Below are 24,787 nucleotides of genomic sequence, written 5' to 3' on the forward strand. Positions count from 1 at the left end.
CCTCAGTGCAGATTGGGCTGGTTGCCCACGCCTTTTTCGTCGATCATCCGGCCCGTCTGGAACCGGTCGAGGCGGTAGGCGGTGGCGACCGGGTGCGGCTCGTCCTTCGCCAACAGATGCGCAAAGCAATGGCCCGAGGCCGGGGTTGCCTTGAAACCGCCGTAACACCAACCGCCGTTGAAATAGAGCCCCTCGACCGGCGTACGGTCGATGATGGGCGAGCCATCCATCGACATGTCCATCACACCACCCCACATCCGCAACAGGCGGGCGCGGCCGATCATCGGCATCAGGGCCACGCCGCCTTCACAAACATCCTCGACCACGGACAAGTTGCCGCGTTGGGCGTAGGTGTTATAGCCGTCGATATCACCGCCAAAGACCAGCCCTCCCTTATCGGATTGGCTGACATAGAAATGGCCTGCGCCAAAGGTGATGACACTGGGCAGAACCGGTTTCAGACCCTCGGAAACAAACGCCTGCAAAACGTGGCTCTCGATGGGCAATCGCATTCCGGCCATTCCCATCACGCGGCCGGAACTGCCCGCAACCGCGCAGCCCACTTTGTTCGCGCCGATGAAGCCCTTAGTCGTTTCAACGCCCAGGCATTTGCCATTCTCAATCCGCAAGCCTGTGACCTCGCAATTCTGGATGATGTCGACGCCGTGCAGGTCAGCCGATCGCGCAAACCCCCATGCCACCGCGTCATGACGAGCAGTACCCGCGCGGCGCTGAACCAAGCCGCCTTTGATCGGAAAGCGGGCATCGTCGAAATTCAGATAGGGATGTTCCTTACGAACCTGATCAGCGTCCAACAGTTCAGCGTCCGCACCGTTCAGGATCATCGCATTGCCGCGCCGCGTATAAGCATCTCGCTGACCGTCGGTGTGGAACAGGTTGATGATCCCGCGCTGGCTCATCATGGCGTTGTAGTTCAGGTCCTGTTCAAGCCCTTCCCACAGCTTCATTGAGAACTCGTAGAACGGTTCATTCCCGTCCAGCATATAGTTCGAGCGCACAATCGTCGTGTTCCGCCCCACATTGCCGCCGCCGATCCAACCTTTTTCGACCACCGCCACATTGCGCTGACCATAGACCTTGGACAGGTAGTGTGCTGTTGCCAGCCCATGACCACCACCGCCGATGACGATGATGTCGTAATGCGCCTTGGGTTCGGGCTCACGCCAGACCGGTTTCCACCCTTTGTGGCCGGTGAGCGCCTCTTTGATGACTCGGAAGCCGGAATATCGCATGAATCGGACCTTTTTCGCCAGAATTCACTAAAATAAGGCCTTTGGATATCCTCAGATGCGACATCCACTTGTTTGAATCAGACGTTAAATGCGACTTACCTCAGGCAGTGCGCCGGAAAACCATTCCAGAAATGCGTCTACCTCGGGTGAGCGGCGTTGGACCGCCAGAAAATATCCTTCGGTTGCGGGGGCCGAAGCTTCGGTGGCACGTATGACCTGACCGGTGCGTAATGCATGTTCCGCGACCAAAGCGTTGACCAAAGCCACCCCGTTTCCGGTGGTGGCGAGTTGTAGAGCGAGACCGTAAGAATCCACGTAGAAGGTGGGGATTGGGATTGTGTACCCAGTTGCCTCGGACCAGGACGACCAATTGCCGGATGTGCCGACCGCCTCGATCAACGGCAGGTCCGGCAAGTCGCCGTCCAACTGGGGAGATTTCACCGCGATCAGGTCATTGGGCAACAGTTCGGTTGCGTCCCGACCCACCTGTTTTGCAGATCCGAACCGTATTTCGATGTCCGCGCGAGAGGCCGAGTATTCATCCGGCCAGATCGTGCTGACAAAACGCACGGATGTGTCCGGGTTTCGCGACCGGAATTGCGGCAACGCGGGGGATATCACCCATTCCAGCACGCTGACCGACGCCGCAACGGTAAGGTGACGCGCGCGGTCCTCGGCCAGATACGGTGACGCCGCCGCGTGAAGCATCTCCAGCGCGGCTTCGACCTGTGGCAGCAGCTTGCGGCCCTCGTCGGTCAACGACAGGCCGCGCGCGTGGCGGTGAAACAACACCACACCCAACCGCGTTTCCAGCGATCTGATCTGTTGGCTGACAGCGGATTGCGTCAGGCCGATCTCGTCAGCGGCTGCGGTGGAACTGAGCCGTCGTGCGGCGGCTTCGAACGATCTGAACCACGTGAGCGGGGGCAGGGTCTTGGGCATTTGTAACCTACATATTAGAGTCACTAATACCTAAGACCAAAGTTCTTTCGTTTGTCAAAGCAGCCCCTGGCCGAGGATAGTTTGCCAACCAATTACAGGGGGCGTTTGTGCAGCCAAATATTCGAAAAATCGTGACCTACGACGAAGAGGTTCTGGTTGAAGGGTTTCGCAAGGCAGACCGCCCATGGCGGATGTTCGCGGTGGCGGCTGTGGTCACCAACCCGTGGGCCGGACGTTATGTCGAGGACCTGAGGCCTGAGATTCTGAGCTTTGCCCCTGTTTTAGGTGAGGAACTGACCGGACGAATGATTGCGTTGGCTGGCAGCGGCGATGCAATCGAAGCCTATGGTAAGGCGGCTGTTGTCGGGCTGGACGGAGAGGTCGAGCATGCCTCGGGCCTGATCCACACGCTGCATTTCGGTAATCATTTCCGGCAGGCGGTTGGGGCGAAATCCTACCTGTCTTTCACCAATACCCGAGGGCCAGCCAACGCACCGATCATGGTGCCGCTGATGGACAAGAACGATGCCGGTCGCCGGTCGCATTATCTGACGCTGCAATTCGCCATTCCCGACGCACCGCGCGCTGATGAGGTTGTGATTGTGCTGGGCGGCGCGACGACGGGGCGTCCGCACCATCGGATTGGAGATCGTTATCAGGACTTGAAGGATTTGGGTCATGACGTGGACAACCCGGCCTCGGTCTAAGTTCGATGATCTGGCTGCGATTGACGTGGGCGAGGGGCCTCTGGTCGTGCTGTTGCACGGTGTCGGTCTGCGGGCCGAAGCGTGGGGCGGGCAGATCGAGCCTTTGGTTTCTGCTGGGTATCGCGTGGTTTGCCCGGACATGCTGGGTCACGGGGAAACGGCTTTTGCCGCGCCAAGTGGACTGAATAGCTTCGCCGCGCCGATTACCGCGTTGTTGAACGAGCCTGCGGTGCTGATCGGGCATTCGATGGGTGCGCTGATTGCGACGCAAATAGCGGCCTCGGACAATCGAAATGTCAAAGGGGTTGCGGCCCTGAACGCCATCTACAAGCGCTCCTTCGCGGCGCGACAAGCAGTCTTGTCGCGGGCTCATGCGCTTGATGCGCAGCAGCCGAACGACGCCTCGGTCACTCTGCGCCGGTGGTTTGCAGAGAGTGCGTCAGCGGAACGCGACGCCTGCGCGCGATGGCTGCAAGAGGTCGATCCACGCGCCTATAAGGCGGCCTATACGGTCTTTGCCGAAAGCGACGGCCCGACCGAAGCGCAGCTGGCAGCGGTTACATGTCCGGCCATGTTTGTGACCGGCGCGGATGAGCCGAACTCGACCCCCGTTATGTCGCTACAGATGGCCAGCCTTGCACCAAAGGGGCGGGCAGAGATCATCCCCGGTGCAGCACACATGATGCCGATGACCCATGCGGCGCAGATCAACGCCACGCTGTTGCCCTTTGTTCAGGAGTGCCTGACATGACTGCGTTGGACCCACGCGCCCTGCGCGATGCCTTTGGCAGTTTCATGACCGGCGTGACAGTGGTGACCACCCGCGATGAAAATGGCGTGCCGGTTGGGTTCACGGCAAACTCGTTTTCCTCGGTGTCTCTAGACCCGCCGTTGCTGCTGGTGTGCCCAGGCAAGTTCCTGTCCAGCTATGAAGTGTTCACCGATTGCCGTCATTTCGCCGTCAACATTCTGGCTGAAGGTCAGCAAGAGGTTTCGAACACTTTTGCAGGGTATAAAGGCGACCGGTTCGCGAAAGTTCCCCATCGTAACGGCGAGCATGACTTGCCGCTGATTGACGGAGCGGTGGCGCAGTTTTGTTGCGAAACCCATCAGGCCATTCCGGCAGGCGATCATACCATCCTGATGGGCCGTGTGCTTGAATTCTCACACGTTGCGGGCGACGGATTGGGCTATGTGGGCGGATCGTATTTCAGCCTGGGTCTTGAGGCCGAGATGGACGCCAAAGTCCCAACGGTTTGCGGTGCGATTATTACAGCTGGCGACCAAGTGCTTCTGGAACGCCATGGCGCTGCGTTTCGCCCGGTTCAAGTCTCGGGTGCCGAGACTGGTGGTCAACGGAACAGACTGGCGCAGGGGTTGTCGGAACGCGGTATCCATGCGCGGATCGAACAGGTCTATTCGTCGTTCAATGACGCCGAGACCAAGCTGCAATATACGTTTTTCCTGGGGTCAGCAGATCAGCCCTGCGCTTCTGCGAATGCCCAGTGGGTACCGGTTGCGAACCTGCCCAACCTGACCTTCGCCACCCAAGGCATTCACCACATGATGACCCGCTTTGCACGCGAGGTTCAGACCGGGGATTTCGCCTTGTATCTGGGCGACGCCGAACGCGGCGACATTCACAGTTTTCGCTAAAGGAGCCGATTGATGGAGTTTTCGCTGTTTGCCCATATGGAACGCCTGACGCCGGATCAGCCGCATGACGTTCTGTATGACGAGTTCGTTAGTCTGGTGAAAATGGCCGATGAGGGCGGCATGCGCGCGGTTTGGACGGGCGAGCATCATGGCATGGAATTCACCATTGCGCCGAATCCGTTCCTGTCTCTGGTCGATCTGGCGCATCATACAAAGAATGTGCGCCTTGGCACGGGTACGGTGGTCGCGCCATTTTGGCATCCGATCAAGCTGGCCGGTGAGGCCGCAGCGGCAGATCAGATCACCAAGGGCCGGATCGAATTGGGCATTGCACGCGGGGCCTATTCCTTTGAATACGAGCGTCTGATGCCCGAGATGGACGCTTGGGAAGCCGGCCAAAGGATGCGAGAGTCTACGCCACTATTGCCGCAAATTTGGCGAGGGGACTGCGCGCATGATGGTGAGTTCTATACCTTCCCGGCCACGACTTCGGCCCCGAAACCGTTGCAGGATGGTGGCCCGCCTATATGGATCGCCGCTCGAGACCCGAACAGCCACGAGTTCGGCGTCCATAACGGATTTAACATTCAGGTCACGCCGCTGTGGCAGGGCATGGAGGAGATCGAAACGCTGATGGGCCGCTTCAACGATGCCTGCGACACCTATGCGGGGCCGCGTCCAAAGATCATGTTGCTGCATCACACCTATGTTGGAAAGGATGATGACGACGTGGCGCAGGGCATTCAGGATTTGCGGCGCTACTATAACTATTTCGGTGCGTGGTTCCTGAATAAACGACCAATCCAGCAGGGCTTGATCGAACCGATCACGCAGGCCGAAATGGACGCCAACCCGATGTATACCACCGAAAAGCTGGGCCGCGATCTGACCGTAGGAACCACGCAGCAGGTGATTGACCGGATCAAACGGTACGAGGATCTGGGATATGATGAGTTTTCGTTCTGGGTCGACAGCGGCATGACCAACGAACGTAAACGCGCCTCTCTGGCGCGGTTCATAGACGACGTTATGCCAGCTTTTCAGTGAGGACCACCATGGGAAATCTTCCGCATTTTCAATTGTTCATTGATGGCAAATGGTCCGAAGGGTCAAACGCACAGGTCATGACATCAGAAAACCCAGCGACGGGGCAGGGATGGGCCACGTTCGCTTGTGCCTCGGCCGCGGATGTCGATCGCGCAGTTGCGGCTGCCAAACGCGTTTTGGACGATCCGGCGTGGCGGGATATGACGCAGACTGCGCGAGGCAAGCTGTTGTACCGGCTGGCCGATCTGGTGGCCGAACATGCGACTAAGTTGGGTGAACTGGAGACGACCGATAGCGGCAAGCTGCTGGCGGAAACTTCGGCACAAACGGGTTATGTAGCGGACTACTACCGCTATTTCGCGGGTCTGGCGGATAAGGTCGAAGGAACGGTTCTGCCTATTGACAAGCCCGACATGCACGTCTTTACGACCCGCGAACCTATCGGAGTTGTTGCTGCGATCGTGCCATGGAACGCACAGATGTTCCTGACGGCGACCAAATTGGGTCCGGCATTGGCGGCAGGGTGCTCGGTTATTCTGAAGGCTTCAGAAATTGCGCCTGCGCCGATGCTGGAGTTTGCGCGGTTGATTGAACAGGCCGGGTTTCCACCCGGTGTCGTCTCGGTCATCACAGGTGACGCTGAAAACTGCGCCATTCCGCTGACCCGCCACCCGGATATTGACCGTATTGCCTTTACGGGTGGGCCAGAGACTGCGCGGCATGTGGTGCGCAACTCGGCCGAGAACTTTGCTGTCACCTCGTTGGAACTGGGGGGCAAATCCCCTATTCTGGTGTTTGAAGATGCCGATCTGGATGGCGCGGCCAATGGTCTGATCGCCGGAAACTTTGGCGCCTCGGGGCAGAGTTGCGTAGCAGGAACACGAGGTTTGGTGCATCGATCCATTCTGGAACCGCTGATCAAACGGATTGAGCAAAAGGCCAGCGGCATCCGGCTGGGCGACCCGCTGCAGGCGGAAACGCATGTAGGGCCGCTCTGCACCGCAACACAGGTGCGACGGATCGAGGAAACGCTGGCCAAAGCGCGCGGGCAGGGCGCGACGGTCCGCTTTGGGGGCGAGATCGCGGATCGACCGGGGAACTACATGAAGCCAACACTGGTTCAGTGCGCCTCGGCTGATACAGAAACGCTAAAGGTCGAAATGTTCGGGCCAGTGATGTCTCTGCTGCCGTTTGATACCGAGGATGAAGCGATCGCGCTGGCGAACACCACGCCTTATGGGCTGGGGTCAGGCGTGTTCACGCAGAATCTCGCGCGGGCGCATCGGGTGTCGAAACGGATCAGAGCAGGTATTTGCTGGGTGAATACGTATCGTGCGATCTCACCGATTGCGCCCTTTGGCGGGTTCAACCAATCGGGCTATGGGCGCGAGGCCGGGGTTGAGGCAATATTGGATTACACCAGAACCAAAACAACCTGGATCAACACCGCGCAAGAGCCGATGGCGAACCCGTTCATTATGCGCTAAGCCTGTGCAAAAGCATGGGGAGAGCGTTGATGAAACTGGTAAACCCGAACTTCGCGGCACCAACGGATGCAGATGACCGCAAGGCCATCCAACCGGTCATTTGCTACCCGCCCGAGACGTTGACGCAACCGGACCTGACCGCGTTGGCCAAACTGCGGCAAGGGGCCAGCAAAACGGCCGAGGCTATCGCAGCCCCACGTGATGCGGCCTGTATCGACGTGCCCGCCGGGGCGTTTGTTCGGGTCTTGTCTGTTGATGGTCCGCAGGTCGGCGACCTGAACATGTGGAACAAGCACGACCTGTCCGAGCGGTTCTATTCCGGCAAAACCCGCGCTCTGCACGGCACCCATCTGTCGACCGGGGATCGCATGTGGTCGAGCTTTCCCAACATGCGCCCTATGGCGACTGTCGTCGATGATACGCTGGATTGGTACGGGTTCGACGCGTTCGGCGGTTCGGTCCATGACGTAATCGGCACGCGCTGCGATCCCTATACGGGGCGGTTGTTGTCCGGCGACGATTACCATTATTGCTGCCATTCCAACCTGACCCGTGCGCTGGCCAGCCATTGCAACCTGCCGCTGCACGAGGCCGAGATGCTGGTGCATGACGTCCTGAACGTGTTCATGTGTACCGGGTTCACCCGAGACACCGGGCAGTATTTCATGAAGGCAAGCCCGGTGCGCCCCGGCGACTATCTTGAGTTCTACGCCGAGATCGATTTGATCGTCGGTCTTTCGGCCTGTCCCGGAGGGGATTGTTCGTCGGAGCATTCCTCGGACGCTGCCGCCTGCTATCCGCTGGTGATGGAGGTCTATGATCCGGGCGAGGATGCGCGCGCCGCGCATGTGCAACCCGCGCTCTCGGCCTATAACCGCACACACGGAGCTGGTTAAGCGATCAGGCGGCGGCCCAGGCGATTCAGCATTCGGCAGCACAGATCAAGCTGCTCGATCTCGACATACTCGTCCGCCTTGTGCGCTTGGGTGATCGAGCCCGGCCCGCAGACAATGGCATGTACGCCCAGTTGTTGGAACAGGCCGGCCTCGGTGGCGAAGGCGACGACGCCAGTGCCATTGGCGCCGGTCAGTTCGGCCACCAATTCGCGCGCGGCGTTTTCGTCCATGGGTTCAAGCCCTTCGACCTCGGCCACGGCTTCTTGCGTGATGCTCGCGTCGGGGTGGACGGCCTGCATTTCGGGCAACAAGCTGTGCTTGACGTAATCTGATAGGGTGCTTCTGACCAGTTCGGCGTCGCTGGATTGCACCGGGCGCATTTCCCACGCGACCTCGGCTTTGCTGGCGATGACATTATGGGCAACACCGCCCGAGATGCGCCCGACATTGACCGTGGTCCAGGGCGGTTCAAACGGGCTGCCCTTTGGCGCGCGCGATTTCAAGATATGACGCAGCTCCAGTAGTTTGCCGATATAGCGCGCCGCGTATTCTGCCGCATTGACGCCGTCATCAGGGGCCGAACTATGCCCTTCAAGCCCAACGAAACTGGTGGTGTATTCGAAGCAGCCCTTGTGCCCTTCGATCACGCGCATCTCGGTCGGTTCGCCGATGATGGCAATGTCTGGTACGATGCCGCGCTCGGATAGGTCACTGACAAGGTTCTGCGCGCCCAGACAGCCGGTTTCTTCGTCATAGGTAAAGGCGAAATGCAGCGGTTGGGTCAGCTTTCTTACGTCCAGCGTTTCGGCAAAAGCCAGCGCGGCGGCGATAAACCCTTTCATGTCACAGGTGCCGCGACCGTAGAGTTTGCCGTCTCTCTCGGTCATCTCAAACGGGTTCGTTGTCCAGTCCTGATCGGCCACCGGAACCACATCCGTATGGCCTGACAGCAGGATGCCGCCCGCCATATCCGGGCCAAGCGTGGCAAAGACATTGGCCTTTTTGCCCGTTGCATCCCGCGTTTCGATACAGCGCGCGCCCAAAGCCTCAAGGCGGTCGGTCAAATAGCGGATGATCTCAAGGTTGCTGTCAGCGGACACCGTTTCAAAGGCGATCAGGTCCGCAAGGATTTCCGTGGTTCTTAGCAGGGTCATGGCTTTACGAACAGTTTTCGGGGCCGGTTGCAAAAGCACTCCGCGGCTCCGGTTTCGGTGATCAGGATCGACTCTGTGATCTCAAGCCCCCAGTCGTCCATCCAGAGACCGGGCATGAAGTGGAAGGTCATGCCGGGTTCCAGAACGGTCTCATCCTCGGGGCGCAAAGAGATTGTGCGCTCGCCCCAATCCGGCGGATAGCTGAGGCCAATCGGATAGCCGCACCGCGCACCGCGTTCGATCCCGGCGCGTTCCAATGGGGCAGCCAGAGCCAGTGCAATATCCCGCGCCTGATTGCCCGCGCGGGCAGCGTCCAGTCCGGCCTCTAGCCCTTCGGCCAACGCCGCTTCGGCTCGCAGCAGATAATCGGGTGGTTGACCCAGAAAAACTGAGCGGCAGAAAGGCGTGTGGTAGCGGCGGTAACAGCCAGAGAGTTCAAAGAATGTGCATTCGCCGGATTTGAACGGCGCACCATCCCATGTCAGATGCGGGGCGGCAGCATCCGAGCCGGAAGGCAGCAGCGGCACGATGGCGGCATAGTCCCCCCAATCCTCGCCCACACCCAGGATCGCATCGTGGTAAATCTGCGCGACCAGTTCGTTCTTACGTAGGCCGGGTTCGATCCGGTCAAGCACACCGTCGATAACATGTTCCGAGATCCGCGCGGCCTTGCGCATCAGGGCAATTTCTTCATCCGATTTCACCGCACGTTGCCAATTCACCAGCCCATTCGCGTCGGCCAGTTCGGCCTGCGGCAGTTCGGCCATCAAGGTCAGATGCGCCTTAGCCGAGTAATAGTAGTTGTCCAATTCGACACCGATCCGACCCGCTGACAGTCTACTTTCCCGGATCAAAGCCGCAAGGTCCTGCATCGGGTGGCGGACGGTCGATTGCACATAGTGATCCGCGTATCCGCGAATCCGATCGTCTTTCATCCAGACCGTGCGCCGCGCGCCGTTGGCGTCCTGATTGCGGCCCCACCAAATCGGGTCACGGTCATGCAGAACCAATACGCCCTGATGCACGTAGAATGACCAACCCTCATATCCCGTCAGCCATGTCATATTAGACGGGTCTTCAATGAACAGCGCATCCAGACCAGCTGCTGCCATGGCAGCACGCGTCTTTGCCAGCCGACGATCATACTCAGATGGGCTGAATGCCGGATTGGCATGGGCCATGGGACGCTCCTGTGGTGACCGAGTTTTGTTGACAGAACTTGACGAATCCGATCACGTCAATGGGCAACTCAGGAAAGACGCTCAATTGAAAATCACATCCAACCCTCATCGCGGCGGCCAGAAACTGATCGAGGCCGCGCCGTACCCTTCGACCAATGTCGCGCGCGCGTCAGAATTGATCGCACGCTGCCTGTCGGACAAAGAAACGCCTCTGACCGAAGTGAAGGGGTTGGCCGATGTCGCACACCTGTGGGCAAAGGATGAACGTGGTCGGATGGATCTGGGGTCGTTCAAAGCCTTGGGTGCGGCCTATGTCATTGCGCGCCATGCGGCGGATATCGCGGAGAACCCGGACGCCTCGACACTGGCGGGTCGGACCTATGTCACCGCCAGCGCAGGCAATCACGGCCTAAGCGTCGCGTCCGGTGCGAGCCGTTTCGGGGCCAATTCTGTCGTCTATATCGCAGACACCGTACCCGAAAGCTTTGCCGAACGCCTGCGCGCGCAGGGTGCTGATGTTGTGCGCGAGGGCGTGGACTATGCCGCCAGCATGGAGGCCGCAAGTAAAGCAGCGCAAGATAACGGATGGATATTGCTGTCGGACAGTTCGTGGGAGGGGTATTACGAACTGCCGCATACTCTGATGGAAGGGTACCTGCAGATGGCCGCCGAAGCTGTGCGCCAATGCCCGCAAGTGCCGACCCATATCATGTTGCAGGCCGGTGTTGGTGGTTTGGCCGGAGCGGCCGCAGCCTATTTGAGGACGGCTTGGGGGCAAGAACCTCAGATCATCGTTGTTGAACCTGATGCAGCTCCGGCCTTGCAGGCCAGTATCGAGGCTGGCGCCTGCGTGTTCGCCGATGGTCCGGACAGCGTCATGGGGCGTCTCGATTGCAAGGAACCATCTCTGATTGCCTTGAACGGATTGGCCAGAGATGCCGACAGTTTCCTGACCCTGACCGATGAGCAGGTGACTGAACATCTTCCCGCAATGGCCGATGCTGGCATCGCTACAACGGCTTCGGGCGGGGCAGGGGTTGCCGCCGTGATGAATGCAGATGCGCGGGCGGGTCTAGGCATCGAACCAAATGCTCGTGTTCTGTGCATTATCTCAGAGATTGCCGAATGAGGGGCTTTGAAGCGTCCGAATTCCAGTCGCGGACCGAGCGTGCGCAACATCGGATGGCGCAAGAGGGGCTGTCGGCGCTGTTGCTGACCACAGAACCCGAGGTTCGCTATTTTACAGGATACCTGACCCGGTTTTGGGAAAGCCCGACGCGCCCGTGGTACCTGATCGTGCCTGCAACTGGCAAACCGATCGCCGTCATCCCATCGATCGGGGCGGCATTGATGGCGACAACCTGGATCGAAGACATTCGCACCTGGAGCGCGCCGGACTTGACCGACGATGGTGTTAGCCTGCTGGCCGACGCTTTGTTCGAAATCTGCCCTGCAGATGCGGTAATCGGTCTGCCGGATGGTCACGAAACCCATGTTCGCATGCCTTTGGCCGATCTTAACAGGTTGCAGGAAAGGTTGGGTTCCCGTCGTCTGGGCAGCGACGGAGGTACTCTCCGTGCGTTGCGGATGGTGAAGTCCGAGGCAGAGATCGCCAAGATCGAAACCGCCTGCGCAATCGGGGGCAGGGCCTTTCTACGCGTGCCCGAGATCGCCGGAGAAGATGTTGCTTTGGACGAGGTGTTCCGCCGTTTTCAGATGCTGTGCCTTGAGGAAGGCGCGGATTGGGTGCCGTATCTGGCTGGCGGGGCCGAGCAGGGCGGGTATGCAGACGTGATCTCTCCAGCCCGTCCAACCGCATTGGTGCCGGGGGATGTTTTAATGTTGGACACAGGCTTGGTGTGGGACGGGTATTTTTGCGATTACGACCGCAATTGGTCGGTCGGGCAGACGTCGGCGCAAGTGCGCGACGCTTATACCACGTTGATCGAAGCATCAGATGCGGGGTTTGAAGCGGCACGCCCAGGCGCAACTGCAGCTGATCTGTTCCAAGCAATGAACGCGATCTTGTCCCGAAACAGCGAAGACACCGGTGCAGGGAGGTTGGGACATGGCCTTGGCATGTCGTTGACGGAATGGCCTTCTCTGATCCCATCGGATCACACGGTATTGGAACCCGGGATGGTCCTGACATTAGAGCCAGGCATCGCCGTGGGCGATAAAATACTGGTCCACGAAGAAAATATCGTCATCACGCAAGGCGCACCGCGCTTTATCAGCCCAAGAGTCGGCCCGGAGTTGCCCCAGATATGAGCTATCTTCCCTATACGTTGGATGCGGATGATCCAGCTGCCTCACCAATGGGCCTGATCGTTTTGCAAACGGATGAGACCATTGAGACCGAGTTCAATGCCTATTTCGCCGATCGAACCTATCCGATCTATGTCTCGCGTATTCCTAGCGGAACTGAAGTTACGACCGATACCTTGGCACAAATGGAAAAGGCTTTGCCCGCTGCGGCGGATTTGCTGCCGAAAATTCGCCCCTACAAGGTGGTTGGATATGGATGCACATCCGCCAGTTCGGTCATCGGGTCCGAGCAGGTCGAGCGTATGGTGCAAGAGACCTGCAATACTGCCGTGGTCACCAACCCTTTGCGTGCCGCATCGGCCTGCGCGGCGCATTTGGGAGTCTCAAAATTCGCGCTGCTGTCGCCATATATACAAGATGTGAACGAACCATTACGTCGGGCATTCGCTGAAAACGGGGTTTCAATGGATGTTTTCGGCTCGTTCGGAGAGGCTGAAGAATCGAAAGTTGTGCGCATTTCGCGGCGCTCTGTGGTTGATGCAGCGCTCAAGCTTGGTGCTGATTCTTCGGTTGAAGCTATTTTTCTAAGCTGCACAAATCTAAGAACTTTTGATGCGATCCGTGAGATTCAGGAGCGGCTAGGAAAGCCGGTTTTGTCCAGCAATCAAAGCCTTGCGTGGCACATGCGGGAACTGAATTCGCATCATTGAAGGGGTGACCGTATCCAAAATTGTAGAGCTTCAAATATATTTTTGGTTGCGCGGCGCGCCCTGCATGTCCTTAAATGTCCCCAATGGTCTTTGAGATCCGGATAAACCGGACAACCAACAGACCGCACAGGGAGCCAAGTCGGTATATGTCCAATGACGCTGCGTTCGTCGAGTTTCAACGTGTCCAGAAGTCTTATGATGGTGAAATACTCGTTGTAAAAGATCTAAACCTCTCGTTACCAAAAGGTGAGTTTCTGACAATGTTGGGCCCGTCAGGGTCTGGCAAGACAACTTGCCTGATGATGTTGGCAGGGTTTGAAACCGCCACACATGGCGAGATCATGTTGGACGGGAAACCGATCAACAATATTCCCCCGCATAAACGTGGCATCGGGATGGTGTTCCAGAACTATGCCCTGTTTCCGCACATGACCGTGGCCGAAAACCTGTCCTTTCCTTTGGAAGTGCGGAAAATGGGCAAGGATCAGCGCGAGGAAAAGGTCAAGCGCGCGCTGGATATGGTTCAGATGGGGGCCTTTGGCAGCCGCCGCCCGGCGCAGCTTTCGGGTGGTCAGCAACAGCGTATCGCCTTGGCGCGGGCGCTGGTCTTCGAACCCGAACTGGTGCTGATGGACGAACCGCTGGGCGCGCTGGACAAACAGCTGCGCGAACATATGCAGTTTGAAATCACCCGACTGGCGCATGAGCTTGGGATCACCACGGTCTATGTGACACACGACCAGACCGAAGCGTTGACGATGTCGGACCGTGTCGCAGTGTTTGACGATGGGCGCATTCAGCAATTGGCCCCACCCGATCTTCTGTACGAAGAACCCGAAAATAGCTTCGTTGCGCAGTTTATTGGCGAAAACAATACGTTGGAAGGCGTTGTTAAATCCATCGACGGCGATTCATGCGTGGTGGCTTTGGACGATGGGTCTGAGATTGACGCCAAACCGGTAAACGTCCACAACCCGGGAGATCGGACCAAGGTTTCCATCCGCCCCGAACGGGTCGAGTTCAACAAAGATCGTCTGCACGCCGATGCGCATACGCTGAAGGCAACGGTCAAAGAATTCATCTATATGGGTGACGTGTTCCGCTTCCGCCTGTCTGTTGCGGGGAACGACGATTTCATCATCAAAACCCGAAACGCGCCGGATGCGGTAAAACTGCAGCCGGGCCAAGAGGTTGAAATCGGCTGGCTGGCCCATGATTGCCGGGCGCTTGACGCCTGAGCAAGGAAATACCCGCGCGCTCTGCCCGGACGCGCGGGATATCAGATGATCAGGCACCCCGTGACCTGATCTGAAAAGCTAAAATTAACGGGAATAACAGGGAGTTAACAATGAAAGTTACCAAAACCACTCTATTGGCGAGTGCGGTTGCCGCAATTGCTGGTGGCGCTATGGCCGAAGAGATGACAATCGTCTCGTGGGGCGGCGCGTATTCCAAATCGCAGTTGAAAGCGTATCACGAGCCCTATTCGGAAAAGACTGGTGTTACCATTCTGAATGATGACAGCTCGCCCGAAGGTGTTGCCAAGCTGCGCGCTATGAACGAAGCGGGCAACGTCACGTGGGACGTTGTCGATCTTGAAGCCGCTGACAATATTCGTGCCTGCGACGAAGGTCTGATCATTGAAATCGACCCGGACGTGCATTTGGCCCCTGCGCCCGATGGGACACCTGCGTCTGAGGACTTTGGTGATCAACTTGTCTCACCTTGCTATATTCCGACGATCGTATACTCGACAACCTTCGGCTATCGCACCGATATGGTGCCAGAAGGTGTAGAGCCTCCGACCGGAGCGTGCGATGTATTCGACCTTGAGAAGTATCCAGGCAAACGCGCACTCAACAAACGCCCAATCGCCAATATGGAATGGGCCCTGCTTTGTGATGGCGTAGCTTACGAAGACGTATACGACACGCTTGAAACTGAAGAGGGTGTTGAACGTGCATTGGCCAAGCTAGACACGATCAAGGATCAGACGATCTGGTGGTCGGCCGCCGCCGAGCCGGTTCAGCTTTTGGCTGATGGCGAGATCTTTATGGGGTCCACCTATAATGGCCGTCTGTTCTCGATGATTGTCGAGCAGAATCAGCCTGTTGGCATGGCTTGGGACTGGCAGATGTTTGATCTGGACGGCTGGGCGATCCCGGCTGGTCTAAGCCCTGAGCGTGAGGCACGGGCCTTGGATTACATCCGGTTCTCGTCCGATACACAGCGTCTGGCGGATCAGGCAAAATACATCTCGTATGGTCCGGCACGTAAGTCCTCGGCGCCTCTGGTCGATAAGCATGCCGATCTGGGTATCGACATGGCACCGCACATGCCGACTGATCCGCGTAACGCGAAAAACACCTTTGTGAACAACTACGAATGGTGGGCTGACTACCGCGATGATCTGGACGCACGTTTCCAGGCCTGGCTGTCGCAGTAACCTTTCAAGTTCAAAAAACCAGTCAGGGGGCGGCACGCTGCCCCTTGACCCATAAAACCAAGGGGCACTGATGACTGACGCAAGCCAAAACGCAGGACCGATGCTGGCCGCGGACGGAACGCCGCTCAAGCAATCTCTGGCACGTTCACTAAGACGGCAAAAGCTGCGCGCTCTGTTATTGATTGCGCCCCTTCTTCTGTTCGTTCTGTTCTCGTTCATAATTCCGATTGCGTCGATGCTGTTCCGTTCGGTGGAAAACGGTATCGTGGAAAAAACGCTGCCTCTGACGGTCGTGGCGTTGGAAAATTGGGATGAAAAAAGCGGCGAACTGCCGGACGAGGCCGTCTATGACGCCTTTGTCAATGACATGATCATTGCGGTTGCTGAAAAGAAACACACCCGGTTGGGATCACGGTTGAACTATGAAGAACCGGGCATCTCGTCCCTGTTCCGTAAATCCGGTCGAAAAATCCGGAAATGGGACCCTGAAGCGGATGCGCCGTTCAAAGAAAAGCTTATTGACGCGGACAAAGGATGGGGGGACGTCGAAAACTGGCGTGTGATCAAGACCCATTCCCGAAACGTGACCCCCGGCTATTTTCTTGCAGCCGTCGATTTAAGGCTGACGCCCGACGGCGTTGCTGCGCAGCCGGAAGACAAGCAGATACTTGTAAAGCTGTTTGGCCGTACGCTGTTCATGTCCCTGATCATTACTGGGTCCTGTATCCTGCTGGCCTATCCGGTTTCCTACCTGTTGGCGAATTTGCCGATGCGTGTTTCGAACATGCTAATGATCCTTGTGCTGTTGCCCTTCTGGACATCGCTTCTGGTGCGAACTTCGGCTTGGAAAGTGATGCTGCAACAACAAGGTGTCATTAACGAAACTCTGGTTTGGCTTGGGTTGGTCGCAGATGATGCGCGACTTGTGATCATCAACAACCAGATCGGCACGATCGTCGCGATGACGCATATCCTGCTGCCGTTCATGATCCTGCCGATGTATTCGGTGATGCAGACGATCCCGCCATCTTATACCCGTGCGGCCAAGTCGATGGGAGCCACCAACTGGACTACCTTCTGGCGGATTTACTTCCCACAATCCATTCCGGGAATTGGGGCCGGTTCGATCCTCGTGTTCATTCTGGCCATTGGTTACTACATCACGCCCGAGATCGTGGGTGGCACCAAGGGTGTCTTCATCTCGAACCGGATTGCGTATCACATCTCGTCCTCGCTGAACTGGGGACTGGCTGCGGCGTTGGGGACGATCCTGCTGGCGGTCGTCATGCTTCTGTACTGGTGCTACGACAAGATCGTGGGCATCGATAACGTGAAATTGGGATAAATATCATGGCAGCACTTACACCAATATCCCGCAAGCCGTTGTCGATGGTTCTGCCCACAGTCGCCGCCGCCGGAGGTTTCCTCGGCATGTTCGTCGGGGCCGGGCAGGGCAGTGCCCTGCTGGGCATCCTGATAGGTGCCGCACTGATGGCGGCGCTGGCCTGGGTCTATATCACGGTTCTGGACAATGAACGTGTCGCACGCTGGATCACCATTCTTGGGCTGGGGGTGATCGGTTTTCTGTTCGCGGGATTCACGGGGTTGATCGTCGGCTTGCTGGCCGGTTGGTTCTTTGCCTTCTTCATCTTCTGGCTGTACGAGGGGCGCTATCGGCAAAGGCTGCTGCCCTATTTGACGGGCCAGCAGGTGTTTGGACATTACTTGTTTCGGGTTATCTGCGGTGCGATCTTCGTGTTCCTGATCACGCCCATCCTTGTGGTTTTGCCGCTATCGTTCAACGCACAGGACTTCTTTACCTTCACGCCTGAGATGCTGCGTTTGGACCCCGAAGGCTACTCGCTGAAGCATTACCGTGATTTCTTCACCAACAATGAATGGCAGCGCAGCTTCAAAAACTCGCTGATTATCGCGCCAATCGCGACCATCATTTCGGTTTCACTGGGGACGCTGGCCGCCATTGGTCTCAGCCAGTCGCACGTGCCCGGTCGTCGGGCGATCATGGGTATCCTGATCTCGCCCATGATTGTGCCGCTGATCATTTCGGCCACGGGTATGTTCTTTTTCTACAGCGACATCGGTCGTTTCATGGAGGGAACATTGGGCATGGACAAGAACTTTGTCGGATACATCAAAGTTGTTCTGGCTCATGCGGTTCTGGGTATTCCGTTCGTTATAATTACGGTGACGGCGACGTTGGTCGGGTTTGACCGATCCCTGACTCGGGCCGCGGCGAATATGGGGGCAGGGCCAGTACGGACCTTCTTCAAAATCCAGATGCCGCTGATCTTGCCGGGCGTAATCTCGGGTGGCTTGTTCGCCTTTATCACGTCGTTTGATGAGGTTGTTGTGGTTCTGTTCGTCGGTTCGGCCAGTCAAAAAACGTTGCCCTGGCAGATGTTCACTGGCCTGCGCGAGCAGATCAGCCCGACCATTCTGGCGGTTGCGACCATTCTTGTTGTGATCTCGATTGCGCTGCTGACCACGGTCGAGCTGCTGCGGCGTCGGTCTGAACGCTTGCGGGGTCTCAGCCCGGCTTGACGCGACTCGAAAGCTGATTTAGCGATTTCACCATGCACCTCGGTCACGATGGCGTCGTGACGCAACGCGGGGTGCATGGCTCTCGGTTCCCGAGGCCGCTTGTCCTGAACGCCGGGACTTGTGGCCGGGCTTTGCCTGTCCGGCATTGAGGAGAGAGATGATGAAAGTCCTGAACAATCGCCCCGAGTTCTTCACCAGCCACAATGGTGACAAGGCGCCGCTCCCGTTTAGCAAGGCAGAATATGACCGACGTCTGGCCAGCCTGCGTGCGACGATGGCGGCGCGTGATATCCCGGCGGTGCTGCTGACGTCGATGCACAACATCGCCTACTACTCGGGCTTTTTGTATTGCGCGTTTGGACGCCCGTATGGCTGCGTTGTCACCCAAGAAAGCTGCACCACGGTTTCGGCGAATATCGACGCTGGCCAGCCTTGGCGGCGCTCGGTCGAAGAGAATGTGATCTATACCGATTGGCAACGGAACAATTATTGGCGTGCGGTGGCCAGCCTGATTGAGTCGGCGGGACGGATCGGTATCGAGGGCGATCACATGACACTGGCGATGCGCGATACGGCGTTGGACATGTTGGGCGGGCCGGAGTTAGTGGACATCGCGCCGGATACGATGGCCGCGCGCATGGTAAAATCGGCTGAAGAGATCGAACTGATCAAAGGTGGCGCGCGTACGGCTGATGTCGGTGGCGCGGCCATTCATGCCGCGATCCGGGAAGGCGCGACCGAGATTGAGATCGCCATGGCCGGCCGCGACGCGATGGAGGCTGAGATTGCGCGTGCCTATCCGGATGCAGAATATCGCGACACGTGGGTTTGGTTCCAGTCCGGTCTGAATACCGATGGGGCGCATAACCCGGTCACAAAACGGGCGCTGCAAAAGGGCGATATCCTGTCGCTGAACACGTTCCCGATGATCTCGGGCTATTACACTGCGCTGGAACGCACCTTGTTTCTGGGGGAACCCGACGCCGAAAGCCTGCGCATCTGGAAGGCGAATGTCGCTGCGCATGAGTTGGGCCTGAGCCTGATCAAACCCGGCGCGACCTGCTCTGGAATCTGTGAAGAGATCAACCGGTTCTTCGCTGACGAAGGTTTGCTGCAATACCGCTCGTTCGGCTATGGTCATTCCTTCGGGATTCTCAGCCACTATTACGGTCGCGAGGCTGGGCTTGAGCTGCGCGAAGACATCGACACTGTGCTGGAGCCCGGTATGGTCGTATCCATTGAACCGATGCTGTGGATCCCCGAAGGCCAGAAAGGCGCAGGCGGGTATCGCGAACATGACATCCTTGTGGTCGAGGATTCTGGTGCCGAAAACATCACCGGCTTCCCCTATGGCCCGGAACACAACACGATCAGCACCTGATCGGATCAGCAGGAAGGGCGATCTGCCTTTCCTGCCTCACGTTGACGGCAAGGGTCAGCGTGGTCATGCCCTGTTGGGGTTGATTGTCCGGCTCAGCGGTGTGTATCTGACGACAGTGTTTGAAAGGATGCGCCGTGGGACATTACGAACTGCCATCGGGAGCCGCTGCCTATTTTATTAACCTGGATCGGGTGCCCGAGCGGGCCGAGTTCATGGAAGGTCAGTTCGCCGACACAGGATTGCGTGGCGCACAGCGGTTCAGCGCAGTGGACGGTCAGCAACCCGGCGCACTGGATGACAATTGCTACGTTCCCGGCGCCGGCACCCGATGGGGGCTGACACAAAGCGAAATCGCCTGCTTCGAAAGCCACCGGGCCGTTTGGCGGGTTGCTGTGGATCAGAACCTGAGCAAGGTAGCGATTTTTGAGGATGACGTTGAAATGTCGGCTCAGGCCGGGGCCGTCATCGCAGCTTTGCTGGCGGATGATGCGGGTTTTGATCTGATCAAGCTGGATTATTCACCACGTTCCATGCGGTTCGGGCCGCTTGAGTCGATTGCAGACGTTCCAGTTCGCCCAATGTTGGAAATGGCCCCCAGTTCTGCTGCCTACATTCTGACGCAGGCGGCTTGTCGCAAACTGCTGTCCTGGTCTGAGGAGTATTCGGACCATCTGGACGACTTTATCTCGCTCCCACGTCCCGACTGGCGCATGTGTCAGTGTTTTCCGGCGGTGGGGGTGCAGATGATGTGGTCCAAGCAGCAGGAACAGACTGCCGAACCCGTCAAGGTTAGCGAGCGGTCGCAGGATCAGAAAACCAACAGCGGGTTGGACAAGGGGCCATTGGGGTTCCGTATACGCCGCGAGCTGCAAGCCGCGCGGCGCAAACTGTATTGGCGCGCTGGCGGGCAGGACAGGTTGTTGGCACAGGGTGGGTTTGCGGGCTTTATTCCCTGCGCCGAAGACCTGAACGTCTAACTTGTTACATAGGCCGCCTAAAGGGCGTTCGTGACCATTGATCTGGTAACCCTCGCATAAGCGTTAACAAAACTGTCAGTTTGATATAAGCTTTCAGTGTTTTTGTGGTTGAAGCTTGGGTGTGCGGTGTGAGTCAGACAATCTATGAAAGATACGGCGGATTCAAAACGATCAGTCGGATCGTTATGACGTTCTATGAAATGGCATTGGACTCCGATCAGATCGGTGGTCATTTCGAAGACATCGACATGCCGCGCCTGATCGATCACCAGACCAAGTTCGTGTCTTCTCTGGTTGGTGGTCCTGCTTCTTTTAGCGATGACAGGATTGAGGCGGTTCATCGACACCTGAATATCTCTCATGCGGATTTTGATGAGATGGCCGAACTATTTGCCGAGGCCCTTTCTATGCACGGTATGGAAGACGGTCACATCAAGATCGCCTTGAACGCCATTGAATCCAAACGCGCAATTATTGTAACCCGTGACGCCGCATGAGTATTTCAGCGATAAACGAACAGTTGCTGCGGGCGATCGGAGTTGGCGTGGCTGTTGTGCGTGCCTCAGACCTGAGTTTTGTGTTTCACAATGGGCCGTTTGCCGAATGGTTTGGGGTTCCGACCGAAGGACAGACCCTTCTGGATTTGCTCCCATCTTTGGATCAGCGTGAATTGGAGGACGTCAAGCAATCGGGGCTTCGCTATACAGTCGAATTGCAGATCAAGCCAAAACGCAGGACGCTGATTTTTGCAACGGCTGTATCGCTCGCGAATGGCTTGTCTGAACAGGTTTTGGTTGTGGAATGCCAGAACATTACTCGCATCCGCGAGCTGGAAAGCATGATCGATAGCTACTCGACAATGGTTGAACGCAACACGCGCGAATTGGAGCGTGAGAAAGAGCGTGTCGAGCGGTTGTTGCTAAACCTTATGCCGCGGGCGGTGTACGAAGAGTTCAAGACCTTCGGTGTCGTCACGCCGCAACTATATGATCAGGTGTCGGTGGTGATGCTGGATTTTGTGGGCTTTACCGATTTTGCCGCAAAGACCGATCCAACCGTTACGTTAAGCGAGTTGAATGACATTTTCACCGCGTTCGACCGTATCGTCGAACAATTCGGATGCGAGCGGATCAAGACCATCGGTGACGCCTATCTGGCGGTGTCTGGTATGCCTGACGCGACACCGGATCATGCCACGGCCGTAGCACATTGCGCCGTTCGCTTCCTACGGTATCTGGAGCGGCGAAACGAAAGTCACCCCCATAAATGGCAGGCCCGGATTGGCCTTGGCATGGGGGCTGCGGTGGGCTCTGTCGTTGGGATACAGAAATACGTCTATGACGTGTTCGGTCCGGCTGTGAACATTGCTTCGCGCCTGCAAGTCTTTGCAAACCCAATGCATATCGTCGCCCCAGAAGAGATGAAATTTGCCTTGATTGATGAGTTCCAGGTCGCGGATATCGGGCGCGTGGATATCAAAGGCATGGGGGAAATGGAGTTGATTAACGTCACCTCTGGCCTCAGCGCACCACAGCCGCTGAGCAGGTTCTGATTGTCAGTCGTCGTCCTGCGGCACCAACCCCAAACCCCGCAAATAGATGCCGATGCCGGATTCCAGCAAGTCTTCGGGTGAAAATGGGGAACTGGCGCCAGTGTTGCGGGCGTAAAGTTCAACAACGCCGTGGCTCATGGCCCAGATATGGGCGCTGAACATGGATGCGGGCGGGCGCTTTTCCGGTGGAATGTGTTGCGACAGATCAGCCGCCGCTTTCTCCAGTACTGCTTTGGCACGGTTTGCGGCCAAGGATAATTCAGGCGTTCGATTGATCGAAATCCCGCTTTCGAACATCGCGATGTAGTGGCCAGGATGTTTGCGGGCAAATGCCAGATAGGCACGGCCTGTCGCCTCGAACGCGGCGAGCGCTGAGGGCTGGCCCTTGTCATAGGCGTATTGCATCAGATCCGAGAACATCTCGAACCCTTGCCGGGCGGCTTCGGCGATCAGGTCTTCGCGTCCGTGGAAATGCCGGTAAACCGCAGCGGGGGTGACGCCGGCGGTTTTCGCAGCTTCGGACAGGGTAAAGCCGGTCGGACCTTTTTCTTCGATCAGAGACAGGGCAGCCTCGATCAAAGCCTGTTTCAGGTTCCCGTGGTGATACCCGCGTTTTGTCATTCCTGCTTCAGGTGCCCTTTTTCAAGTTATAGAATTCATGACATAATTCGCGAAAAGACATTCGTCCACCACCTGTCACGCATCCCAAATCTCTGGCCCGCCACAGATATCGGGGTCATTCGCGCCTATGGCGTCTTCGTCTTTTTCGTCATAGTCCAGCGCGTGCAGAACCGTACGAATGGCCGCCAGCCGCGCGCGTTTCTTGTCGTCGGATCGCACGATGGTCCAGGGGCAGTGTTCCGTGTGGCTGCGCGTCAGGGTTTCTTCGATCGACTGGCTGTATTCATCCCATTTGTTCAGACCCGCGATATCAATCGGGCTGAGTTTCCATTGTTTCAGCGGGTCGGTTTCACGCGCCAAAAAACGGTTGAGCTGTTCTGCTCGTCCGACATTCAACCAGAATTTAAACAGTTTGATCCCGTCATTCACCAAACCGGTTTCCAACGGCAGGACCTGTCGAAAAAACCGTTCACGTTCTTCTGCTGTGCAAAAGCCAAAGACGTTTTCAACAACACCGCGGTTATACCAGCTGCGGTCAAAGAACACGATCTCACCAGCGGCAGGCAGATGGGCGATATAGCGTTGAAAATACCACTGACTGCGCTCAGTGTCCGAAGGTTTGCTTAGCGCGACATTGCGTGCGCCGCGTGGGTTCAGGTTTTCGCGGAACCGCTTGATCGTGCCCCCTTTGCCAGCGGCGTCCCGTCCTTCGAAAATAAGCAATATGCGATGGTCGGTTTCCTTGAGCCAGGACTGCATCTTGACCAGTTCGATCTGAAGCTCTTCCATCTGTTTTTCGTATTCCTTACGCTTCATTCGTTCGTCGTAAGGGAAGGTGGGGTTCAGGATGTCGCCTTTTTCGGACTTTTCGATGGCCGAACGCACCTCTTTCGGGGCGTCATTCTTAAAGTACTTTTCGATGGAGCCTTTTTCGGAACGGGCCATGTGTTACCTCGCCATAAAATCCATATCCTACTATGGATTAGCGGAGGGCCTAACGCAAACCCGCACGTTGCGCTGCACGGTCGATGGCAGCAGCAACTTCGGGTGCAGCAACGACCTGTGGCATGTGCCCGATTCCAGGCAGTTCAATCAGTTCCGCGCCGGGGATTTGTTTGATCAGTCGATGAGAATGCCAGCCCAGCCCAACGGTATCATCGGCTGTGCCATGGACGATCTCGGTCGGCACGTCGATCTCGCCGTATCGCGGTTGTAGGGCGCGGACTTCTTCCAGCAAATTGGCGCGCTGCTTGGCATTTGCATGCATCGAAGCCCGACGCATGGTCAGCCCGGGGCCGAAATGGTCGGCATATCCTTCGGGTGTGGTTTGCGGTTCGAACACCTTGTCCAAAGCTTTTTCAACGTACCATTCGGGCACAAAGGCAGTGATCAGGGGCAGGGCGGTGACATTGCCGGTGGGCGTTGCCGCCAGTGTGTTGAACCCGTCCAGAGGTGTCTCCCACGGGATGGCGGCAGCTGCGATCAGGACCAGCCCCGAGATATTGCCTGGCCGCGTAACAGCCCAAGCAAGTGAGACGGATCCGCCATAGCTTTGCCCTGCGACGATGGGCTTTTCCGCACCTAGTTGCGCGGCAGCCTTTTGCAGGATTTCCGCTTGCTCCTCAATGGTCTCACCGTCCGGATTGAAGCTGGCGCTATACCCCAGACCCGGTCGGTCAAACACAATCACACGGTAGTTTTCCGCCAGGATAGGAGCCAGGGCAAAGGTCATGTCGCGCGTGTTGCCGCTGGACCCATGGATCAGCACAACATCCGGGCCTTCACCCATCACCACCGCATGCACTGGGATGCCATTGACTTCGACGATTTGACCTTCGGGGGGAAAGGCGGCTTCGGCACGGGCTTCATTCCGACCAGCGCGCCAGAGTGCGAGGGCCCACAGCAAGACCAGCAAAGTCAAAGCTATGAGGCCGACGCGCATCACCG

Annotated in this window: 24 protein-coding genes; 17 read left to right on the plus strand and 7 right to left on the minus strand. The window is 57.4% G+C overall.

Annotation, left to right across the window (positions count from 1 at the left end):
• Positions 1-2: 2 nt before the first annotated feature.
• Both ACR0B8_RS03780 and ACR0B8_RS03785 read right to left on the minus strand, forming a co-directional pair.
• On the minus strand, positions 3-1,253 hold the full coding sequence (locus ACR0B8_RS03780; RefSeq protein ID WP_480657707.1) for a sarcosine oxidase subunit beta family protein: 1,251 nt from the start codon (positions 1,251-1,253) through the stop codon (positions 3-5).
• Positions 1,254-1,337: 84 nt separating this feature from the next.
• Positions 1,338-2,195 (minus strand): LysR family transcriptional regulator, encoded by an 858-nt coding sequence (locus ACR0B8_RS03785; protein WP_480657705.1) that lies wholly within the window; start codon positions 2,193-2,195, stop codon positions 1,338-1,340.
• Between the two features lie 107 nt (positions 2,196-2,302).
• On the opposite strand from ACR0B8_RS03785, the gene ACR0B8_RS03790 reads away from it, so the two are divergent.
• From ACR0B8_RS03790 to ACR0B8_RS03815, 6 genes are read left to right on the plus strand one after another with little or no spacing between them, the layout of a single operon-like run.
• Entirely contained in the window at positions 2,303-2,902 is a 600-nt protein-coding gene (locus tag ACR0B8_RS03790) for an amino acid synthesis family protein (protein ID WP_170348501.1), read from the plus strand.
• Positions 2,874-3,653 (plus strand): alpha/beta fold hydrolase, encoded by a 780-nt coding sequence (locus tag ACR0B8_RS03795; RefSeq protein WP_170393806.1) that lies wholly within the window; start codon positions 2,874-2,876, stop codon positions 3,651-3,653. The genes ACR0B8_RS03790 and ACR0B8_RS03795 overlap by 29 nt, the downstream gene beginning before the upstream one ends.
• On the plus strand, positions 3,650-4,558 hold the full coding sequence (locus tag ACR0B8_RS03800) for a flavin reductase family protein (RefSeq protein ID WP_480657703.1): 909 nt from the start codon (positions 3,650-3,652) through the stop codon (positions 4,556-4,558). The genes ACR0B8_RS03795 and ACR0B8_RS03800 overlap by 4 nt, the downstream gene beginning before the upstream one ends.
• A gap of 12 nt (positions 4,559-4,570) precedes the next feature.
• Positions 4,571-5,605: an LLM class flavin-dependent oxidoreductase gene (locus ACR0B8_RS03805; protein WP_170348504.1), complete on the plus strand. Its 1,035-nt coding sequence runs from the start codon at positions 4,571-4,573 to the stop codon at positions 5,603-5,605.
• A gap of 8 nt (positions 5,606-5,613) precedes the next feature.
• Positions 5,614-7,092: an aldehyde dehydrogenase gene (locus ACR0B8_RS03810; RefSeq protein WP_226688527.1), complete on the plus strand. Its 1,479-nt coding sequence runs from the start codon at positions 5,614-5,616 to the stop codon at positions 7,090-7,092.
• 29 nt (positions 7,093-7,121) lie between these two features.
• Complete coding sequence (locus tag ACR0B8_RS03815; protein WP_170358171.1) at positions 7,122-7,988, plus strand: urea carboxylase-associated family protein; 867 nt, start codon at positions 7,122-7,124, stop codon at positions 7,986-7,988.
• Here the strand turns inward: ACR0B8_RS03815 and argE are convergent.
• On the minus strand, positions 7,985-9,142 hold the full coding sequence (gene argE, locus ACR0B8_RS03820) for an acetylornithine deacetylase (protein ID WP_170359310.1): 1,158 nt from the start codon (positions 9,140-9,142) through the stop codon (positions 7,985-7,987). The genes ACR0B8_RS03815 and argE overlap by 4 nt on opposite strands.
• Positions 9,139-10,323, minus strand: coding sequence for a M24 family metallopeptidase (locus ACR0B8_RS03825; RefSeq protein ID WP_480657700.1), 1,185 nt, complete (start codon positions 10,321-10,323; stop codon positions 9,139-9,141). Before ACR0B8_RS03825 ends, argE begins: the two co-directional genes overlap by 4 nt.
• An 85-nt stretch (positions 10,324-10,408) precedes the next feature.
• Here ACR0B8_RS03825 and ACR0B8_RS03830 point away from each other — a divergent pair, with 85 nt between their 5' ends.
• The 11 genes from ACR0B8_RS03830 to ACR0B8_RS03880 all read left to right on the plus strand — a co-directional run bounded on the left by ACR0B8_RS03830 (position 10,409) and on the right by ACR0B8_RS03880 (position 22,219).
• A complete protein-coding gene (locus ACR0B8_RS03830) occupies positions 10,409-11,452 on the plus strand; it encodes a pyridoxal-phosphate dependent enzyme (protein ID WP_480657698.1) in 1,044 nt (347 codons plus the stop codon).
• Positions 11,449-12,594 carry a M24 family metallopeptidase gene (locus tag ACR0B8_RS03835; RefSeq protein ID WP_226688525.1) on the plus strand — a complete coding sequence of 382 codons (1,146 nt, stop codon included), beginning with the start codon at positions 11,449-11,451 and terminating at the stop codon, positions 12,592-12,594. The genes ACR0B8_RS03830 and ACR0B8_RS03835 overlap by 4 nt, the downstream gene beginning before the upstream one ends.
• On the plus strand, positions 12,591-13,301 hold the full coding sequence (locus ACR0B8_RS03840) for a maleate cis-trans isomerase family protein (RefSeq protein ID WP_480657696.1): 711 nt from the start codon (positions 12,591-12,593) through the stop codon (positions 13,299-13,301). The genes ACR0B8_RS03835 and ACR0B8_RS03840 overlap by 4 nt, the downstream gene beginning before the upstream one ends.
• Before the next feature lie 146 nt (positions 13,302-13,447).
• Positions 13,448-14,539, plus strand: coding sequence for an ABC transporter ATP-binding protein (locus ACR0B8_RS03845; RefSeq protein ID WP_170348510.1), 1,092 nt, complete (start codon positions 13,448-13,450; stop codon positions 14,537-14,539).
• Positions 14,540-14,649: 110 nt separating this feature from the next.
• A complete protein-coding gene (locus ACR0B8_RS03850) occupies positions 14,650-15,747 on the plus strand; it encodes an ABC transporter substrate-binding protein (RefSeq protein WP_170348511.1) in 1,098 nt (365 codons plus the stop codon).
• A 70-nt stretch (positions 15,748-15,817) separates the two neighbouring features.
• On the plus strand, positions 15,818-17,092 hold the full coding sequence (locus ACR0B8_RS03855) for an ABC transporter permease (RefSeq protein ID WP_170358182.1): 1,275 nt from the start codon (positions 15,818-15,820) through the stop codon (positions 17,090-17,092).
• 5 nt (positions 17,093-17,097) lie between these two features.
• Entirely contained in the window at positions 17,098-18,309 is a 1,212-nt protein-coding gene (locus ACR0B8_RS03860; protein WP_170513700.1) for an ABC transporter permease, read from the plus strand.
• Positions 18,310-18,469: 160 nt separating this feature from the next.
• The gene (locus ACR0B8_RS03865; protein ID WP_480657693.1) at positions 18,470-19,690 is read left to right on the plus strand and encodes an aminopeptidase P family protein; all 1,221 of its coding nucleotides are present in this window, start codon (positions 18,470-18,472) and stop codon (positions 19,688-19,690) included.
• A gap of 134 nt (positions 19,691-19,824) precedes the next feature.
• Positions 19,825-20,667, plus strand: a complete 843-nt coding sequence (locus tag ACR0B8_RS03870; protein WP_480636458.1) for a glycosyltransferase family 25 protein — start codon at positions 19,825-19,827, stop codon at positions 20,665-20,667.
• 128 nt (positions 20,668-20,795) lie between these two features.
• Positions 20,796-21,164, plus strand: coding sequence for a group I truncated hemoglobin (locus ACR0B8_RS03875; RefSeq protein ID WP_170348516.1), 369 nt, complete (start codon positions 20,796-20,798; stop codon positions 21,162-21,164).
• Positions 21,161-22,219: an adenylate/guanylate cyclase domain-containing protein gene (locus ACR0B8_RS03880; protein ID WP_170348517.1), complete on the plus strand. Its 1,059-nt coding sequence runs from the start codon at positions 21,161-21,163 to the stop codon at positions 22,217-22,219. The genes ACR0B8_RS03875 and ACR0B8_RS03880 overlap by 4 nt, the downstream gene beginning before the upstream one ends.
• A 3-nt stretch (positions 22,220-22,222) precedes the next feature.
• On the opposite strand, the gene ACR0B8_RS03885 is transcribed toward ACR0B8_RS03880, so the two are convergent.
• From ACR0B8_RS03885 to ACR0B8_RS03895, 3 genes are all read right to left on the minus strand, one after another.
• Positions 22,223-22,840, minus strand: coding sequence for a TetR/AcrR family transcriptional regulator (locus ACR0B8_RS03885; protein WP_170358190.1), 618 nt, complete (start codon positions 22,838-22,840; stop codon positions 22,223-22,225).
• A gap of 75 nt (positions 22,841-22,915) precedes the next feature.
• Positions 22,916-23,785, minus strand: a complete 870-nt coding sequence (ppk2, locus tag ACR0B8_RS03890) for a polyphosphate kinase 2 (RefSeq protein WP_170358193.1) — start codon at positions 23,783-23,785, stop codon at positions 22,916-22,918.
• A gap of 49 nt (positions 23,786-23,834) precedes the next feature.
• Positions 23,835-24,782 (minus strand): alpha/beta fold hydrolase, encoded by a 948-nt coding sequence (locus tag ACR0B8_RS03895; RefSeq protein ID WP_170358194.1) that lies wholly within the window; start codon positions 24,780-24,782, stop codon positions 23,835-23,837.
• Between the last annotated feature and the right edge of the window lie 5 nt (positions 24,783-24,787).

This window comes from Ruegeria sp. BH6 (genome assembly GCF_056538105.1).